At 65.5% G+C, this 15,839-nt stretch carries 21 protein-coding genes and 1 pseudogene; 10 read left to right on the top strand and 12 right to left on the bottom strand.

What is annotated here, in order from left to right; translation table 11 throughout:
• The first annotated feature begins 5 nt into the window (after nt 1-5).
• Nucleotides 6-1,241 carry an IS256 family transposase gene (locus AB8998_RS15650; protein ID WP_369741377.1) on the top strand — a complete coding sequence of 412 codons (1,236 nt, stop codon included), beginning with the start codon at nt 6-8 and terminating at the stop codon, nt 1,239-1,241.
• 19 nt (nt 1,242-1,260) lie between these two features.
• Here the strand turns inward: AB8998_RS15650 and AB8998_RS15645 are convergent, their stop codons facing one another.
• The 4 genes from AB8998_RS15645 to AB8998_RS15630 form a co-directional block, all read right to left on the bottom strand.
• Nucleotides 1,261-2,028: a DDE-type integrase/transposase/recombinase gene (locus tag AB8998_RS15645; protein ID WP_369738709.1), complete on the bottom strand. Its 768-nt coding sequence runs from the start codon at nt 2,026-2,028 to the stop codon at nt 1,261-1,263.
• A 26-nt stretch (nt 2,029-2,054) separates the two neighbouring features.
• Entirely contained in the window at nt 2,055-2,399 is a 345-nt protein-coding gene (locus tag AB8998_RS15640) for a helix-turn-helix domain-containing protein (protein WP_369738708.1), read from the bottom strand.
• A gap of 503 nt (nt 2,400-2,902) precedes the next feature.
• Nucleotides 2,903-3,214: a type II toxin-antitoxin system PemK/MazF family toxin gene (locus tag AB8998_RS15635; RefSeq protein WP_369738707.1), complete on the bottom strand. Its 312-nt coding sequence runs from the start codon at nt 3,212-3,214 to the stop codon at nt 2,903-2,905.
• Nucleotides 3,215-3,338: 124 nt separating this feature from the next.
• Nucleotides 3,339-3,956, bottom strand: coding sequence for an LGFP repeat-containing protein (locus AB8998_RS15630; protein ID WP_369741598.1), 618 nt, complete (start codon nt 3,954-3,956; stop codon nt 3,339-3,341).
• Nucleotides 3,957-4,279: 323 nt separating this feature from the next.
• Between AB8998_RS15630 and AB8998_RS15625 the strand changes: the two genes are divergently transcribed.
• The 3 genes from AB8998_RS15625 (at nt 4,280) to AB8998_RS15615 (ending at nt 6,759) form a co-directional block, all read left to right on the top strand.
• Nucleotides 4,280-5,715, top strand: a protein-coding gene (locus tag AB8998_RS15625; RefSeq protein WP_369737281.1) for an IS3 family transposase whose coding sequence is annotated in 2 segments (ribosomal slippage) — nt 4,280-4,640 and nt 4,640-5,715 — 1,437 coding nt in all. Because the reading frame shifts where the segments join, the coding sequence is not laid out codon by codon here.
• A 53-nt stretch (nt 5,716-5,768) separates the two neighbouring features.
• Nucleotides 5,769-6,158, top strand: a complete 390-nt coding sequence (locus tag AB8998_RS15620; protein WP_369738706.1) for a TA system antitoxin ParD family protein — start codon at nt 5,769-5,771, stop codon at nt 6,156-6,158.
• Between the two features lie 22 nt (nt 6,159-6,180).
• On the top strand, nt 6,181-6,759 hold the full coding sequence (locus AB8998_RS15615; RefSeq protein ID WP_369738705.1) for an ATPase: 579 nt from the start codon (nt 6,181-6,183) through the stop codon (nt 6,757-6,759).
• Nucleotides 6,760-6,825: 66 nt separating this feature from the next.
• Here AB8998_RS15615 and AB8998_RS15610 read toward each other — a convergent pair whose 3' ends face one another.
• Both AB8998_RS15610 and AB8998_RS15605 read right to left on the bottom strand, forming a co-directional pair.
• Entirely contained in the window at nt 6,826-7,623 is a 798-nt protein-coding gene (locus tag AB8998_RS15610) for an NADP-dependent oxidoreductase (protein WP_369741597.1), read from the bottom strand.
• Nucleotides 7,505-8,116 carry an SDR family NAD(P)-dependent oxidoreductase gene (locus AB8998_RS15605; protein ID WP_369738704.1) on the bottom strand — a complete coding sequence of 204 codons (612 nt, stop codon included), beginning with the start codon at nt 8,114-8,116 and terminating at the stop codon, nt 7,505-7,507. The genes AB8998_RS15610 and AB8998_RS15605 overlap by 119 nt, the downstream gene beginning before the upstream one ends.
• Before the next feature lie 123 nt (nt 8,117-8,239).
• Between AB8998_RS15605 and AB8998_RS15600 the strand changes: the two genes are divergently transcribed.
• The 3 genes from AB8998_RS15600 to AB8998_RS15590 all read left to right on the top strand — a co-directional run bounded on the left by AB8998_RS15600 (nt 8,240) and on the right by AB8998_RS15590 (nt 11,731).
• Nucleotides 8,240-8,752, top strand: coding sequence for a TetR/AcrR family transcriptional regulator (locus AB8998_RS15600; protein ID WP_369738702.1), 513 nt, complete (start codon nt 8,240-8,242; stop codon nt 8,750-8,752).
• A 164-nt stretch (nt 8,753-8,916) separates the two neighbouring features.
• The gene (locus AB8998_RS15595; RefSeq protein ID WP_369738701.1) at nt 8,917-10,611 is read left to right on the top strand and encodes a GMC family oxidoreductase; all 1,695 of its coding nucleotides are present in this window, start codon (nt 8,917-8,919) and stop codon (nt 10,609-10,611) included.
• 292 nt (nt 10,612-10,903) lie between these two features.
• The gene (locus AB8998_RS15590; RefSeq protein WP_369738700.1) at nt 10,904-11,731 is read left to right on the top strand and encodes a DUF1906 domain-containing protein; all 828 of its coding nucleotides are present in this window, start codon (nt 10,904-10,906) and stop codon (nt 11,729-11,731) included.
• Here the strand turns inward: AB8998_RS15590 and AB8998_RS15585 are convergent.
• The 4 genes from AB8998_RS15585 to AB8998_RS15570 all read right to left on the bottom strand — a co-directional run bounded on the left by AB8998_RS15585 (nt 11,707) and on the right by AB8998_RS15570 (nt 13,359).
• Nucleotides 11,707-12,039: a hypothetical protein gene (locus AB8998_RS15585; RefSeq protein ID WP_369738699.1), complete on the bottom strand. Its 333-nt coding sequence runs from the start codon at nt 12,037-12,039 to the stop codon at nt 11,707-11,709. The genes AB8998_RS15590 and AB8998_RS15585 overlap by 25 nt on opposite strands.
• A gap of 247 nt (nt 12,040-12,286) precedes the next feature.
• The gene (locus tag AB8998_RS15580; RefSeq protein WP_369738698.1) at nt 12,287-12,715 is read right to left on the bottom strand and encodes a cellulose-binding domain-containing protein; all 429 of its coding nucleotides are present in this window, start codon (nt 12,713-12,715) and stop codon (nt 12,287-12,289) included.
• Between the two features lie 123 nt (nt 12,716-12,838).
• On the bottom strand, nt 12,839-13,132 hold the full coding sequence (locus AB8998_RS15575; protein WP_369738697.1) for a hypothetical protein: 294 nt from the start codon (nt 13,130-13,132) through the stop codon (nt 12,839-12,841).
• Nucleotides 13,129-13,359, bottom strand: coding sequence for a hypothetical protein (locus tag AB8998_RS15570; RefSeq protein WP_369741835.1), 231 nt, complete (start codon nt 13,357-13,359; stop codon nt 13,129-13,131). Before AB8998_RS15570 ends, AB8998_RS15575 begins: the two co-directional genes overlap by 4 nt.
• Here AB8998_RS15570 and AB8998_RS15565 point away from each other — a divergent pair.
• From AB8998_RS15565 to AB8998_RS15555, 3 genes are read left to right on the top strand one after another with little or no spacing between them, the layout of a single operon-like run.
• Entirely contained in the window at nt 13,253-13,726 is a 474-nt protein-coding gene (locus AB8998_RS15565) for a diguanylate cyclase domain-containing protein (RefSeq protein ID WP_369741596.1), read from the top strand. The two genes, AB8998_RS15570 and AB8998_RS15565, sit on opposite strands and share 107 nt — an antisense overlap.
• Nucleotides 13,727-13,752: 26 nt before the next feature.
• A complete protein-coding gene (locus AB8998_RS15560) occupies nt 13,753-14,274 on the top strand; it encodes an FKBP-type peptidyl-prolyl cis-trans isomerase (RefSeq protein WP_369741595.1) in 522 nt (173 codons plus the stop codon).
• A 25-nt stretch (nt 14,275-14,299) separates the two neighbouring features.
• Complete coding sequence (locus tag AB8998_RS15555; RefSeq protein ID WP_369738696.1) at nt 14,300-15,103, top strand: HugZ family pyridoxamine 5'-phosphate oxidase; 804 nt, start codon at nt 14,300-14,302, stop codon at nt 15,101-15,103.
• A 112-nt stretch (nt 15,104-15,215) separates the two neighbouring features.
• On the opposite strand, the pseudogene AB8998_RS15550 reads toward AB8998_RS15555, so the two are convergent.
• Together AB8998_RS15550 and AB8998_RS15545 are read right to left on the bottom strand one after the other, a co-directional pair.
• A pseudogene (locus tag AB8998_RS15550) lies at nt 15,216-15,440 on the bottom strand (NADP-dependent oxidoreductase); the annotation flags it as partial.
• A complete protein-coding gene (locus AB8998_RS15545; protein WP_369738695.1) occupies nt 15,437-15,727 on the bottom strand; it encodes an MDR/zinc-dependent alcohol dehydrogenase-like family protein in 291 nt (96 codons plus the stop codon). The gene AB8998_RS15545 and the pseudogene AB8998_RS15550, both read right to left, overlap by 4 nt.
• Nucleotides 15,728-15,839 lie beyond the last annotated feature (112 nt).

The following is a 15,839-nucleotide window of genomic DNA, read 5'->3' as shown; positions in this document are numbered from 1 at the left end:
GGCGGCTGGCCGAGATGTTCACCGAAGAGACGCTGGACTCGTTGATTAAGGATGCGGTGAAGACCGGGACCCCGATCGACGGCGCGGACGGTTTGCTGAACCAGCTGACTAAGGCCGTGCTGGAGCGGGCGCTGAATGCGGAGCTAACCCACCATCTGGGTTATGAGGCCGGCGATCCGGCCGGACGCGGATCGGGAAATTCGCGCAACGGCACCACGCCGAAAACGGTGACCACCGTCAACGGCCCGGTGCAGATCGATGCGCCGCGTGATCGCAACGGCTCGTTTGAGCCGGCGATTGTGCCGAAGAAGACCCGCCGGCTCAACAACATCAATTCGGTGGTGTTGTCGCTGTATTCACGGGGAATGACCACCCGCGATATCGAAGCCCACCTGCAGGAGGTCTATGGGGCGTCGGTGTCGCGGGAGTTGATCTCCAATATCACCGAGGTGGTGGTCGATGAGATCAAGGCCTGGCAGGCCCGCCCGCTCGATGAGGTCTACCCGATCCTCTACATCGATGGGCTGCGGCTGCGGATCGGCGACAACGGGGTCATCACCACCAAGGTCGCCTATTTGGCCATTGGCGTGGATCTGGAGGGCCGCAAACACGCCTTGGGCTGCTGGATCCAGGACTCCGAGGGGGCGAAGTTCTGGCAGAAGGTCGTCATCGACCTGCGCAACCGCGGGGTGCGCGACATCCTCATCGCCTGCTGCGACGGGCTGACCGGTCTGCCTGATGCGATCCGCTCGATCTATCCCGATACCGTGGTGCAGACCTGCGTCGTGCACGTCATTAGGAATGCGATGCGCTTCGTGTCTTATAAGGACCGCAAGAAGGTCGCCACCGCGATGCGGGCGATCTACAGTGCGCCGACCGTCGATGGAGCCGAACTCGCACTCAAGGAGTTCGACCAGCAATTCGGCGCCCAATATCCGGGTGCAATTGACGTGTGGCACAACGCCTGGGGGGAATTCGTTCCGTTCCTGGACTATCCGGTGGAGTTGCGCAAGATCGTCTACACCACCAATGCGATCGAGTCGATCAACTTCCAGTTGCGCAAGATCACCAAGAACCGTGGTCATTTCACGGACAAGGACGCCGCGATGAAGTTGCTGTACCTCGGGCTGCGCAACATCTCCAGCGAGAGAGGAGGCTATTCGGGTACTGGAACGCACAACTGGACTGTGGCGCTCAACACACTCGCCAGACTATTCCCTGGGCGAATCCCATTGTGCTAGAATACAACTCGTAGTCAAATCACCTCTGACTTACACAGAAATCGTGACAGGCTCGTCCGAAGTGCTGGGCGATCGCAGACATGGCCATGAACTCCCGCGTCGAGCCCGACGTCATCTGGGGACCGTTATCGGACACCGCGAGCAGGATCGGCCGGGCCTGGTCGTCGATGCCGATATCGACCAGGCCGTCGGCGCGTCGCTCAACGGCCTGCAGGAGTCCCTCGATGTCGAGCGCGTCGGTGAACCCGATCTCGACCTGGGTGGAGGTTTCCTCAGCGGAGACGACCTCGGTGATCCACTTGCGCGAGACCAAATCCTGAATGATCAACACTGCCATCCCCGCCCTGGTGAAGTGCGTCGTATCGTAAATCCAGATCGAGTTCGGCTTGTAGTCCACCCAATCCGGGAAGGGCTTGCGTTGAGAACGTCCAGGCTTGGGAAGTGGTCGAAAGTGCTTGTCCGCCAAGAACAGGACCCGACGAACACTCGACGGTGACACCCATACCCGGCCCAGATAAGAGCCGCGGTGAGCAAGCTTGCGGTGCGAGCGGTCGGTCTCGCCCCACTGGTCGAACAACGCCAAGATCTCGCTGACTTCTTCGTCGAGCAGCCCATGCATGGGCGACCCACCAGGGATCTTGTCGACCAGCTGGCCGATCGCTCGGCGAGCGATCCAGCGATGTGCCCGCAGCTCGCCGAGCTCCAACGCATGGCATGCCTGGCGCAGTGTCCAACCTTCATCGACCGCCTGGTCGAGCAAGCCCAACAGCGCCGTCTTGGTGGCCACGTCGACACGGTGTGGGACTCGGCCACTTAGCCCCAGCGCCCTTTTCCCTCGACCAACGTCAGCCGCACGGCCATCTCCTTGAGTGCCTCGGACAGCCGCGCGTTCTCGGCCTTGGCGGCATCGAGTTCGTAGTCGCGTTGGCGGGCCGCCGCGCCTGGCTTGGCTGCCGCCAGCGTGGCCAGCGCACCTTCCTTGGCGATCGTGCGGATGCGCATGATCGTCGTGCGATCCACCTGATGGTTGGCGGCGGCCTCGGCGATCGTCACCTCCTGGCGTACCAGCTGCAGCCATATCTCGTACTTCTGCGACGGGCTCAAGAACCGCTTCGGGCGACGGTGCGAGCGGTCGCCACCAGAGTTTGCTTCGGACATGATCAGATCCTCCAAGAGAGCTCGGAGAACCCGTCGGATGTCGTCTGATCGACACACCGATCTCTATCGCGAAGTCAGACGCAAAACACGCCCGAGCCGCCGAAACTGCCCAGCGGTTCATGGATCAACAAACCAGACGACACCCAGGAGGCCACTCAGTAAATACCACCCAACGGTGCCTCATTCAGGTTGACAGATTCCGCGATCCTTGGCGCCGGCCCCGTCGGGCACCCGATGCGTGCGATTCGAAGTCAGTCGGCCTCGACGACGTGCTGGGCCTTCGTGCAACGACCACGGCAGAGCCGCTCCAGGCCTACGCCAGCCGATCAACGGCCGGACCTGCGTGAACATGCTAATCGTCAAGAGGTGCAAGTTCTTTCATCTAATGCAACTCGCTACCCTCCGGTACCGATAAGCGACATTATGTCAAGTAACGCGCTTCGTAATGCACTGCCTACGAGTTGTTTTCGTCGTCCCAGGCGGTGATGCGGGCGCCGCAGTCCTCATAGATCGAGGACGATACGCAGGGCCGCATCAACGCGGCGCATTTCGTCGAAGCTTAGGAACCCGACGCTCTTGCCGAGCCGGCCCGGGTCGACCGCTGCGGTCTGCTCAGCAAGCACTCGTGTCTTCACGCCGCCGACTTCGACCTCGGGTCGGAAGCTGGCGGCACGCGCCGACGTGGATGTGGGTGCAACCAGCCAGGTCGACAGCGGCACTTGATCTGACTGGACGACTACGGCGTATCGGGAACCGGACTGCTCATGACTGCGACTCCCCTTCGCGGCATGCAACCGAAAGACCTCACCACGCACGCAGCGTCTCCATATCGCGCAGCACCTGCATGGCCTCGGCGCGATCGAACTCGTCTTCGGCGAGCCTTGCGGCCTCGGCGCGAATCGTCGCGCCGGCCCGGCGCCCAAGGCTTTCCGTTGGCCGTCATTCGGGCTGCAGGCCGGATGGTACGACCTTGCCGTTTACCGTAACTTCGACCTGGCCGGTCTTCGGGTTGTACGCGATGGTGCCGTGCTCGAAGTTCGACACGAGCAGACCGTGGACGGCGTTCACGTCGCTGGTCGGCAGGCCCAGCGGACCCGCCGAACCGTTGGTGCCGGTGATCGCGGGCACGCCGTTCGGGTCGCGCGGGACGTTCCATGCCTCCCGGAGCTTGCCCGTGGTGATAAACGCGGGCGTGCCGGGTTCGTCGTTCTCTGCGGTGATCACGCCGCCCTGGAACTGTTGGAACACCACGCCACTCGCCCGCTTTCCCGCGTTGCGGTCACCCGTCAGCGGCTTGCCGAGTGCCTTCTTCTGATCCTCGCTTGCCGACGAGTACTTGGCGGCGATCGGGCCGGTCAGGGTCACCTCGACATCTCCCTCCCCGAGGAGCTTGACCGCGGTGGGCTGCGCTGAGGTCGTATTCGTGGAGATGGCGTGCGCACCGGCGTGAGGTGGTGCCGCCCCGTCGACGCTCTTGTCATTGCTGCAGCCGACAGTGATGAGCGCGGCGGCGGCCAGGCCGACCACCGTTTGGCGGCGGTGTGCGATCATTCCCATGGGCGTCTCCCCCGCGTCTTCCTGTTGGTGTGGGCCAAGTTGCCGGTGACCTGTGCGCCCGGTCCGCGCCACATCCGAACCACTTGAGTGGCGCAGGCGGGTGCGGTGTTCGTAGCTCCGAACGAACTTACGCCCGCGGTGATCGACGGTAAGTCAGAGCGCCTCGGAAACGGATCATCGGTGTTCTATGTATCCGCCAATGGGAACCCATGTAACATTACGCTACCAGGTGTAGCATCTCCCTGTGTGACAGGGTTAAGTGAGACAGCAGCAGTAGCCAATCATCGCTACAGGGCGAGACAGGATCACCATTTTCCGTGACTATGACGATCGCATCCCTGGACGGGTGCAGTGATAATGACCAAGTGGACAACGTGCCCGATCCAGGTGCTCGGGCGCGGCGGCGCACGTTCACCGCCGAGTACAAGGCCCGCATCCTCGACGAGTACGACGCGCTGTCGGTGGGCTCGTCGGAGCGTGGTGCGTTGCTGCGCCGTGAAGGCCTGTACAGCTCGCATATCGCCGAATGGCGAAAGGCCCGTGATGCCGGCGCTCGGGAGGGTTTGTCGGCGAAGGGCAAGCCGAAGCGCAGCGCTGAGCAGGTCGAGTTGGACAAGCTGCGGCGGCGCACCACGCAACTGCAGGCTGAGCTGGATCGGACCAAGCTAGCGCTGGAGATCACGGGAAAAGCACACGCGCTCTTGGAGATGCTCTCCGAGAGCGCGGATTTCGAGCCGAAGTCCAAGCCGTGATCGGCGAGCACCTGCCCGACCTGGAGGCCGCAACCAGCACCAAACGGGCGTGCGAATTGCTGGGTGCATCGCGGGCCACGCTCCACCGCCACCGCAACCCACCACCACGGCCGGCACGGCGGGTGCGGCCCGAGCCACTGAACAAGCTCACCGAGGCCGAACGCCAGCAGATTCTGACGGTGCTGCGCTCAGAGCAGTACTGCGATCTGGCGCCGGCGCAGGTGTGGGCGCGACTGCTTGATGATGGTGTCTACCTGTGCTCGATTCGCACCATGTACCGGCTACTGGCCATTGCCGGGGAGAACCGCGAGCGGCGTCGCCAGCGCACCCATCCGGCGCGCAAGAAACCCGAGCTGATCGCTAACGCACCAAACCGGGTCTGGTCCTGGGATATAACGAAATTGCAAGGGCCACAACGGGGTATCTTCTATCAACTCTATGTGATTATCGACATCTTCTCGCGCTACGTCGTCGGCTGGATCATCGCAGAAGTTGAGGACGGTGAGTTGGCCAAAGCATTTATCGCCGACACCATGGCCCGTCACGGCATCGCCCGCGGCCAGTTGGCCTTGCACGCTGATCGCGGCACCTCGATGACCTCCAAGCCGGTCGCCCAGTTGCTGATCGACCTGGGGGTGGACCGCAGCCACAGCCGCCCGCACGTGTCCAACGACAATCCCTACTCGGAGGCTAATTTCAAGACCCTCAAGTACTGCCCGGCGTTCCCGGGCCGGTTCGGCTCGATCGAAGATGCCCGCGCCTTCTGCACGACATTCTTCGATTACTACAACCATGAGCATCGCCACAGCGGCGTGGGCCTACACACCGTTGCATCGGTGCACTACGGCACCGCAAACGAGATCCAGGCCCAACGTGCCGCCACGCTGGATGCGGCCTACGCCGCTAACCCCGCTAGATTCCGGCACCGACGGCCCGCTCCACCGAAGCTGCCCACCGTCGCCTGGATCAACCAACCAACCCCGGAAGCACTCATCAAATCCGCGTAAGAAACTGTCTCACCGACCTTGACACGTTCCGTCTTGCTACAGGAGGTGCGGATATGACGAACGTCGCCGACCGCGTCACGCGGGTCGCCGCCGACCTTATGGACAGCGCTGCTGCTGAGGGCGCTCGCCAGAGCCGCTCGGCCAAGCAGCAACTCGATCATTGGGCTCGGGTGGGCCGGGCGGTGTCGAGCCATCAGACGGCCTCGCGTCGCCGTGTCGAGGCCGCCCTGGCCGGTGATCTCGACACGAACCACTTGTCCGAGGATGAGGGGGTCGTCTTCAACGCAGAGATCTCGGCCGCCATCGAGGAGTCGCTCTCTACCGTCCATTACGGTGACTGGCTGGCAGTGCGCGGCATCACGACAGTGGCGCTCAACGACGACGGCGAGATCGTCGAGTACCGGCCCGACGGAACTTCCTCGGTGGTCGACGTCGACGGATGAGCCACGACTTCGCGAGGCGCCGGTGAAGCGGCTCGATCTCGTCGTCGGCCCGAACGGTGCTGGTAAGTCGACGTTCATCGCGTTCACGTTAGGGCCGTTGTTACCATGCAGCGTGTTCGTCAATGCCGACGAGATCGCCAAGCAGCGTTGGCCCGATAATCCCGCTGTGCACGCCTACGATGCAGCCCGGATTGCTGCAGATACCCGCGCCAAACTCATCGAGGCTGGCCTATCGTTCATCGCCGAGACCGTCTTCTCCCATCCGTCCAAGCTGGAGCTGATCCGCTCCGCCCACGATGGGGGCTACGTCGTCGCTCTGCACGTGATGCTGATCCCCGAGGGCCTCGCCGTCGAACGCGTACGGCGGCGCGTCCGCCACGGCGGTCACGACGTCCCCGAGGGCAAGATCCGCGAAAGGCACCGCCGATTATGGCAATTGGTGGCCGACGCGATCGAGATCGCCGACACCGCAACGATCTACGACAATTCACGCCTCGAGGGGCCCCGGATTGTCGCTCAACTGACCGCGGGCACGGTCATCGGCGCACCGACGTGGCCGGCGTGGGCGTCGGAGAAGCTATACCGACGCTGGCCTGGCTAAGCGCGCCGGGCTGCCGTGGCCGCATAGGCCCGCATCCGGGGCGGTCGGGGGTTCGCTGCCCTGAGCTCACCCGGGCAGGATAATGAGCTTGCCCCGCTTGGCAATGCCGTTTCGTTCTAGTTCTGTGAGAGCCGGGACTGCGGTTGCCAGCGGTACCGTTTGGGCGATGGGTAGCCGTAGATGACCGTCGGCGGCGGCGCGTGCGACTGCCTCGAGATCGGCGATGACGAACTTGCCGATCACGACGTGGAACGGTCCGGGTAGGGCGTTTCTGACCATGTTCGCCGGACTGGGGTTGACACTGACGATGCGTCCTTTCGGCGTCAACATTCGTCGGGCCTTCTTGATCGGCAACGTGCCGGCCGCGTCGAGCACGATGTCGAACCGCCTGCTAAGCGCGGCGGATTCGAAGTCGAAGTCGACGATGGGATCGATACCGAGCCCGCGCGCCTCAGGCTCGGAGCCGAGGCGGCAGCTGCCGCCCACGATGGCCCCGTGGGCGAGCGCGAATTGGACGGCCGAGCGCCCGACGGCGCCGAGGCTGGCATGCACGAACACCGCTTCCCCTCGCTGCAACTTGCCTACGCTGAACAGCGCCTGATAGGCGGTGCCGGCAGCGATGGGAAGCGTGGCGGCCGCCTGGAACGAAAGCCCTTCGGGCTTGTGCACGACGCCCGCTTGGTCGGCGACGACCACGTCGGCGAACGCGCCTGAGTTTTTGATCGACGCCGCACCGAGCACTTCGTCACCGACACGGAGTCGGGTGACGTTTGTGCCGACCGCCTCGACGACGCCGGCGAAGTCGTAGCCCAGTCCCCGCGGAAAGCTGCGGCCGGTAACCATCTTCATCTTGCCTTTTCGGATGCCGAAGTCCATCGGGTTGGCGGCGGCCGCGCGTACCCGGACGCGGAAATCGTCGGCGCCCAGTTGCCACCAACACGATGGCTCCGCGACCCCGCCGGACCAAGGCATTGCCGAACGCGTGCGCCATCTGCAGCGGTACCACCGCATCAAGGGTGAAGACCTCGAGCTCGTAGGCCAGCGAACTGTCCACCCGCGGACCCGCAGACGAGATGCCGGCATTGACCACCACGATCCCGATGTCGAGATCACCAACGCCACAGATCAATTCATCCACTGCACCATCAGCAAGCAAGTCCAGCGCAGTCACGACATTGTCGGTGCCATGGGCTTGGGAGAGTTCAGCGGCCAAGGCCTGCAGCCGATCTTCCCGGCGCGCCACCAGGACGACGCTGACGCCCGCCGCGCTGAGATGCCTTGCGAATTGCTCCCCGATACCCGAGGACGCCCCGGTCACCACCGCGTAAGGGCCGTATGCAGTGCGAAGGTCTTTCATTCCGGATTCCTGCCTGCCCAAAAGGCAATCATCGGAGCCGTCCGCACGCCACCAAGTGTCATCGCACTACACCATGACGGCACTTGGTGTCATCCGGCCTACTGCGCACTTTAGAATGCGGGTATGAGTCGCTGGGAACCCAACGCCGCCGAGCGATTGGCGGTCGCAGCGGTGGAACTGTTCGCCGACCGCGGATTCGAGGACGTCACGGTGGTGGAGATCGCCGAGCGTGCGGGATTGACCAAGCGTACGTTCTTTCGTCATTTCGCCGACAAACGCGAGATCCTTTTTCGCGGCCAGGATGCGTACCGCGAGATGTTCGCCGATGCCATTGCCGGTGCGCCCGCCGGCGCCAGCCCTCTGGAAGCGATCGGCGCCGCACTGGCCGCCTTCGCAGCGGGCTTCCCAGACGACCGCAGGGAATTCGTGGCCAGGCGTCAGGCCGTCATCGACGCCAATTCCGAACTCAAGGAGCGAGACCTGCTCAAGGCCGCCGCTCTGACAGCGGCGATGGCCGATGCGCTGGTCGCGCGCGGAGTAGAACCTCTGTCGCCGATCTGGCCGCCAACGTCGGAGCACTCGCTCTTGCGGACGCCTTCCGGCGCTGGCTGCAACCCGGTAATCGGAAATCTATGAGAACGCTCGCTCAACAAGCACTTCGACGGCTCGGCACCGCACTCGAAGCGCTGCGCTGAGGCCCTGCTGGTGTTCATCCTTGGCTCGTGAGTGCAGGATGCCACGGTTACTGGTCGTCGGTCACACTGAGACACGCAACCGACGCTGGAGGGCCGATACCGGAAATGAACGCGGTCGCCGAATTCGACTTCATCATCGTGGGGGCGGGCAGCGCCGGCTGTCTGCTCGCCAATCGGCTCAGTGCCGACCCTGATTGCCGTGTGCTCTTGGTCGAGGCCGGCGGCAGGGATGACTGGTTCTGGATCAAGGTGCCGGTGGGCTATCTGTACACCATCGCCAACCCCCGCACCGATTGGTGCTTCACGACCGAGGCCGAGCCGGGCCTGGCCGGCCGCAGCATCCACTATGCGCGGGGCCGCGTGATCGGCGGCTGCTCGTCGATCAACGCCATGATCCACATGCGAGGACAGGCGAGCGACTATGAGCTTTGGGCGCGGGCCACCGGTGACGAGCGTTGGCTCTGGGGTGGCCCGGACGGTCCCGGCGAGACACTCGCGATCTACAAAAAATTAGAGGACTACTTCGGCGGCGCCGACGACTGGCACGGCGTTGGCGGCGAGATCCGCGTCGAGCGTCCGCGTGTGCGCTGGAAGATCTTGGACGCCTGGCAGGCCGCCGCTGCCCAGCTGGGCATCTCCCCGATCGACGAGTTCAACCGCGGCTTCAACGCCGGCTCTGCGTACTTTCACGTCAACCAACGGCGTGGCCGTCGCTGGTCGATGGCCGACGCCTTCCTGCATCCCATCGCGCACCGAACGAATCTCACCGTCTACACGCAGACCCAGGCCGTGCGGCTTGTGCTGGACGACCAGGTGCGCCGCGATCAGCGTCGCGGCGCCTGGACCACGGCCCAGCAACGCGTCACCGGCCTGCGGCTGCTCAAAGGCGGCCAAATCGTCGACGTCCGAGCCCGGCGGGAGGTGATTCTGAGCGCTGGAGCTATTGGCTCGCCGCACCTGATGCAGGTCTCGGGTCTGGGCCCGGCTGGTCTCCTCACCCGGCATCACGTGCCCGTGGTTGTCGATCTACCGGGCGTGGGCGAAAACCTTCAGGATCACCTGCAGCTTCGAACGGTATACACGGTCCGGGGCGCCCGGACCGTCAATACGCTGTACCGGAATTGGATCACCCGCGCGGGCATGGGACTTCAGTATCTGCTGTTGCGATCGGGGCCCATGACCATGCCTCCTTCGACGCTGGGGGCTTTCGCCAAGAGCGACCCCGCGCTGGACAGTCCCAATCTGGAGTGGCATGTGCAGCCCTTGTCTTTGCCGAAGTTCGGCGAACCGTTGCACCCCTTCGGGGCAATCACTCCCTCCGTCTGCAACTTGCGCCCCAGCTCGCGTGGCCATGTGTGCATGGCTAGCGCAGATCCACTGATTCACCCGAAAATTCGCTGCAATTACCTTTCGACCGACGCGGATCGGCTAATCGCAGTGAAGGGCCTCCGCATGACCCGGCAGATCATGGCGGCGCCGGCTCTCGCCCGCTACCGACCGCAGGAGTTGCTTCCCGGTCCACAGTTCGAAAGTGATGACGAATTATGCCGGGCAGCAACTGAACTCGGAACAACGATCTTCCATCCGGTGGGTACATGCGCGATGGGAGCCTTTGACGCCCGAGGTCGCCCGCGGTCGGCCGTCACAGTGCTCGACTCCGACTGCCGCGTATACCGTGTGGCCGGCCTTCGTGTGGTTGATGCGTCAGCCATGCCCACCATCATTTCCGGCAACACCAACGCGCCGGTGATGCTCATCGCGGAGCGCACAGCGCGGGCGATCCTGGGCTCAATCGGCTGACACTGAGGCATCGAGTCGCTTGCCGTGGCCGGCGGCGACGCCGATCACTGTGACTACCGCGCAGCCAAGGTGACGTCGTCAAGCGCGTCGGCCGGATCTTTTCCCGATGGCAGGTGTGCGGCCACGAGGAGTCTTGACGCCGGGGAATTTCCCCCGGGTCCAATCTCTGGCGGCACTCGAAGTCGGCGTCAGGTCGATGGCATCGCCGGGGGGTCACCACCCGGTATCCATTTGAAATCGTAATCAAGTCGGACCCTACCGTTGACAGCCGACCCATCGTTAACATCGCGCGATGCACAATATTTCCCCGGTGGCCAGCCATGGGCGACCGGGTACGGTTTCCCGGCGTGACGCGCTGCGCTACGCCACTGCGTTGGCAGGGCTGGGTGCCGCATCGGTCGGCTGCGGCATGCCCACGGCGGCCGCCTCGGCTCCCCAGCTGATCGACTTCGCCGCGCACCAGATTCCAGCGCAGGCCATCCGAGCTGCCGGCTATAGCGGGGTGGTCAACTACGTCTCGTTGTCCCGTCCTGGGTCGTCGTTTGGCGCCAAGCCGATCACGCGGCCCTACGCCGAGTCACTGACGGCCGCGGGCTTGGTGATCGTGAGTAACTACCAATACGGCAAGCCGGGTGGGACGGCACCGTCGGACTTCAGGCGGGGCTACGCCGGCGGTATCGCGGACGCGCGCACCGCCTGGCAGCTGCACACCGCGGCAGGCGGGGCCCAGGGTGCGCCGATTTTCTTCACCATCGACGAGGACATCAGCCGCGACACCTGGAATCGCCTCGCGCTGCAGTGGTTTCGTGGAATCAACGCGGTTCTTGGAGTTCAACGAACCGGGATCTACGGGGGCATCAATGCGTGTCAGTGGGCCGCGGCCGATGGCGTTATCGGGTCTTCGAGCACGCCCGGCCGCCGGTGGGCCTGGCAAACTCGAGCCTGGTCCGGCAATCGCGTCTACCCCGCCGCTGTTCTCTACCAGCGCATCGTGAGCACGGCGTCCAATCCCGGCCCTCGGGTCGGAGGATTCGAAGTCGACGTCAACGACGTCCTGGCCCCCGATTGCGGCCAGTGGAACCTCCATCAAACCAGTTATCCGAATGGCGACGTTCGGTAGGTGGTCGCCGGGTCGACGCGCAGGATGTCGCCGCCGTACGTTGCCGCCTGGGCCGTCAGCCGGTCGTCGACGACGAGATCGACGGTGCCGTCGGGCCGCACCTGGACGCCGGTCAGCGCGACCCGCGTGCGATGCGCGTCCAGCTCGATCGCCGTTGCAGCCGTCCGTAATGCCAACCGAACTCCGGACGGCTGCGCCTCGGCTCCGAGCAGCTGCGGGTCGTCGCACTGCGCGCGCGCACGAGCCGGGAGTCGGTGCGGCAGCCAGCCCCACTCGGTGCGCTCGAGCTCGGCGAGACCGAGCAGCATGTCAGCACAGATCTCATGGTGAATCACCTCGACACCGCGACCGTCTGTACGTTTGCCGTTCTCTCTGTACGCCAGGGACGTTGATCATCTCCGTGAACGGCGGCTACACCACGCGCTGGATCCGTCGAGCACCCGTCATGGACCGGCGCAGGGTACGGCCGAGTGAGCCAATGTACCGCAACGGGTTTCCCCGGCGTGGCAACGGCTCCGGGCCTCAGGACGGCCGATCCTGTTTGCGCGGTCGCCGTTAGGTGCACAGATACTGCCGGTTGAGCATGCAATTCTGCGGTGGCGAGTAGGTACCGGTCAGCACGCCTCTCAAGCCGCCCGTGGCTGAACCACCGGGCGCGATGACGCGATTCCAATTGGCGGGGGTGAGCACGAAGTGCGTGCCATATTGCGCAATGGTGCTGTTCCACGTGTGCGTGACGGATTGTCCCGCCGGCATGTCGAATTCGAGCTTCCAATCGGCGAGGGGCGCCGCGGTCGGATTCAGGACGGTGAACCGGGCGATGAACCCGGTCTGCCACGTCGATGTCACCGACAACCTGGCCGCGGGCGCAGCGGCATAAGCTGCGGGGGCAATGGCGAGCCCGAGAATGGCAACCATCAATGCCGACACCGTTGCGTGACGCACTGTGCGCCAGCGCGTCCCGTAATCGTTCCGTCCGGCCATGGCAGCAGACGCTAAGGACACCCAGGTGATCTTGGTTATCGCCCCGCGGGTGCGCTGCAGTATCGTTGTCCAACCGAAACCGTCATGAGATTTTGGCCGCACTCCCCCGTCGGCGGCGCTCGACTAAGCCGCGAAGCCGACGTTCGGCTCATCGTTCGGACCCGAATCGGCCAGTCGCTTTTTGCCGCGGGCTTGTTGGATGCCTTGCCTTGCGGTGGATATGAATTCTTTGATGGTCGCCGGCGCATGTCTGGGTTGCTCTCCGATGGCGCGGGCGGTGGCCCGTAGCGCCAGGGCGGGGGTGTAGAGCATCGAGGGCGGTATGTCGTGGTTCAGTACCTCAAGGAATGCCCGGGTGGCGGCGGGGTCGGCGCTGATCTCACCGGCGCGTGTGTCCTGGCCCTTGAGCTGAGTCACGCGGCCAGCTTGTACCTCGACCACGTCATCTTCGTGACCGCCATTGTCGGGACCGCCGAGTCCTTCGGGCTGGTGACGCGCACCCTGGTGGCCGCGGCGTGCACCGACCCACTGACGGGACTGGTCAACCGGGCCGGCTGGGAGATCGCCACCGCCGATCTGCTGGCGCGGTCCCGGTCGACGGCGTACACCGTCACCGTCATCGCGGTCGACATCGACAACTTCAAACAGATCAATGACACCGACGGACATCTCCGGCGACGAGCACCTGATCCGCTGCGCGGCGCGCTGGCGAGATCTGGCGCCCCGCATTGCGGTCCTGGCCAGGCTCAGCGGCGACGAGTTCGCCTTCTGCATCGTCGACCGTGCGGGACCGGCGCCGGCCGCGGCGGAGCAGTTCGTCGCCGGGGTCCGCCTGCACGCTCCGGACACGAGCGTCGGCACCGCATCGCACAGTGGCGAGACCGCCGACATCGGCGCGCTGCATGCCGCCGGCCTCTAGGCCACCAAGCGCATAAAGCGTCCCGGCACGCGTATGGATGTGGGGCGCGGCGGTCAAGGACGCATGGGGTGGCTGTAGCGTGTCGGCGGTGAAGTCTTCTCAGGTGACTGCCTCCGTCATGCTCGCGGCCGGTGCGACCGCGCTGGCGCTTGTAGGACCGGGCGAGGCGGCCGCCGCCGGCTCGTGCCCGACCACAGCGCCGGCCAACGGGGCAGCGCCCGACTGGACCCTGGCCGGGAACACCGGCAGCGTCGCGGTCACCGGGTCCACGGACACGACGGCCCCGCTCGTGAAGGTGACGACACCGTTCAGCGTCACCCAGACCCAGGTGCACACCCTGCGCGCCGGCAACGGACCGGTGGTCCCTGCCACGGCCCGGGTTTCCGTCTGCTACATGGGCGTCGACGGGCGTGACGGATCGGTGTTCGACAACAGCTACGAACGCGGCGCCCCGGTCGACTTCCCGCTCGGCGGAGTCGTTCCGGGCTTCCAGAAGGCCATCGCGGGACAAAAGGTCGGATCCACGGTCGCCGTCGCCATGACCTCCGCGGACGGCTACCCCAACGGTCAGCCCAGCGCCGGGATCCGGCCGGGCGACACGCTCGTCTTCGCGATCAAGATCCTCAGCGCCTCGAGCTGACGCGGGGCGCTGCTAGCCTGCCCTCGTGGCCACTCGCGATCACGGCGACCCCGGGGATGCGCCCTCCGCGCCCCCTCCCCTGCTGCCGCCGACCAACCCCGCCCGTCGCTCCGCGGCGGAAGAGGCCCGCACCATCGCCGCCGCCACCAACGTGGCCACGCTGGCCAGCTTGACCGCCGACGGCGACCCGTGGGCATCGTTGGTGACCTACGGGCTGCTGGGCGGGATGCCGGTGCTGTGCGTGTCGAACCTGGCCGAGCACGGCCGCAACCTGGCTGGCGACCCGAGAGCGAGCCTGTCGATCGTGGCGGCGAGCAACGACGCCGACCCGCTGGCCGGAAGCCGAATCACCCTGGCGGGGGTGGTCGCACGACCCCCCGACGCCGAACGGGAGGCGGCCCGCGCCGCATACCTGGAAGCGGTGCCCGCCGCCCGTTTCTACCTCGACTTCAGCGACTTCACCCTCTGGGTGCTCGCAGTGCGGCGGGTGCGCTGGGTCGGTGGCTACGGCCGGATGGACTCGGCCACCGCCGACCAATACGCCGCCGCGTCGCCGGATCCGATCGCGCCGGCCTCGGCCCGGGCGGTCGCGCATCTCAACGCCGACCACGCCGCCGCCCTGGCCGCGATGGCCCGGGCGTTCGGCGGCTACCCCGATACCGAGACCGCGGTGTGCACCGGCGTCGACCGCTACGGCCTGGACCTGCGGGTGCACACGCCACGCGGGGTGGCCTACACCCGCGCCGGCTTCCCGACACCGCTGAATGCCGCTGACCAATTGCGTTCGGCCACAGCGGAGTTGGCCCGCTACGCCGAGTCGACTGCGTAACCGCCGAGCGCGGAACGCGCGACGCCGCCCTTTCCGGGCGGGGTCGGAGTGTGATCACGATCTTGCCGTGAACGTGCCGTCCCGCCTGCAGTGTCACGGCATCGCGGATCCGCTCGATCGGGTAGGACGCGGCGATCGGCACCGTGATCTTGCCCGCGAGGATCCCGTCGGTGATCCGTGCCGCGGCGTCCGGCTCGGCATCGCTACCGCCGGTGGCGCGGACGCCGCCGGGCGGGTTGGGGCCGGCGGCGATGGTGGAGATCCGTTCCGGCGAGACTCCCAGCGCGAGCGCGGTCTGGGCCGTCTCGATGCCGAACAAATCGGTCGCGGCGGTCACACCGTCGGGGGCCAGCGCTCGAACCCGCTCCGCGAGTCCCGGGCCGTACGCCACGGGCTGAGCCCCAGCTGCCGCAGGAACTCGAAGGTGCCCCGAGAGCCGGTCCCGATGACGGTCGCGCCGGCGAGCCTGGCGAGCTGGACGGCGAACACGCCGACGCCGCCGGCGGCACCACCGACGAGCAGGATGTCTCCGGATCGCAGGCCGATCGCGTCCACGGCGGCGGCGGTGAGACCTGCGACCGGAATCGTCGCCGCCACCTCGTCGCTGACACTGGTGGCTGCCATTTCGGGTGATTCAGCCCTTCGGCGGCGTGATGTATGGCGTCGTTGCCTTTTGGGCCCGGCGGTACGAGCGGGCTTCGCCGTAGCGGAGCTACGAATAGCCTTGCGGCTCAAT

It is taken from the genome of Mycobacterium sp. HUMS_12744610, assembly GCF_041206865.1.
GTDB classification, from domain to species: Bacteria; Actinomycetota; Actinomycetes; order Mycobacteriales; family Mycobacteriaceae; genus Mycobacterium; species Mycobacterium servetii.
Note: the sequence above shows the minus strand (reverse complement) of the source record. Positions and strands in the feature narration are given on the sequence as shown.

Excerpts from the sequence above, each read along its gene's own strand:
- AB8998_RS15640 (WP_369738708.1), bottom strand. The coding sequence starts at position 2,399 with ATGTCCGAAGCAAACTCTGGTGGCGACCGCTCGCACCGTCGCCCGAAG.
- AB8998_RS15630 (WP_369741598.1), bottom strand. The coding sequence starts at position 3,956 with ATGGGAATGATCGCACACCGCCGCCAAACGGTGGTCGGCCTGGCCGCC.
- AB8998_RS15620 (WP_369738706.1), top strand. The coding sequence starts at position 5,769 with ATGACGAACGTCGCCGACCGCGTCACGCGGGTCGCCGCCGACCTTATG.
- AB8998_RS15605 (WP_369738704.1), bottom strand. The coding sequence starts at position 8,116 with ATGAAAGACCTTCGCACTGCATACGGCCCTTACGCGGTGGTGACCGGG.
- AB8998_RS15600 (WP_369738702.1), top strand. The coding sequence starts at position 8,240 with ATGAGTCGCTGGGAACCCAACGCCGCCGAGCGATTGGCGGTCGCAGCG.
- AB8998_RS15595 (WP_369738701.1), top strand. The coding sequence starts at position 8,917 with ATGAACGCGGTCGCCGAATTCGACTTCATCATCGTGGGGGCGGGCAGC.
- AB8998_RS15590 (WP_369738700.1), top strand. The coding sequence starts at position 10,904 with ATGCACAATATTTCCCCGGTGGCCAGCCATGGGCGACCGGGTACGGTT.
- AB8998_RS15585 (WP_369738699.1), bottom strand. The coding sequence starts at position 12,039 with ATGCTGCTCGGTCTCGCCGAGCTCGAGCGCACCGAGTGGGGCTGGCTG.
- AB8998_RS15580 (WP_369738698.1), bottom strand. The coding sequence starts at position 12,715 with ATGGCCGGACGGAACGATTACGGGACGCGCTGGCGCACAGTGCGTCAC.
- AB8998_RS15560 (WP_369741595.1), top strand. The coding sequence starts at position 13,753 with ATGCTCGCGGCCGGTGCGACCGCGCTGGCGCTTGTAGGACCGGGCGAG.
- AB8998_RS15545 (WP_369738695.1), bottom strand. The coding sequence starts at position 15,727 with ATGGCAGCCACCAGTGTCAGCGACGAGGTGGCGGCGACGATTCCGGTC.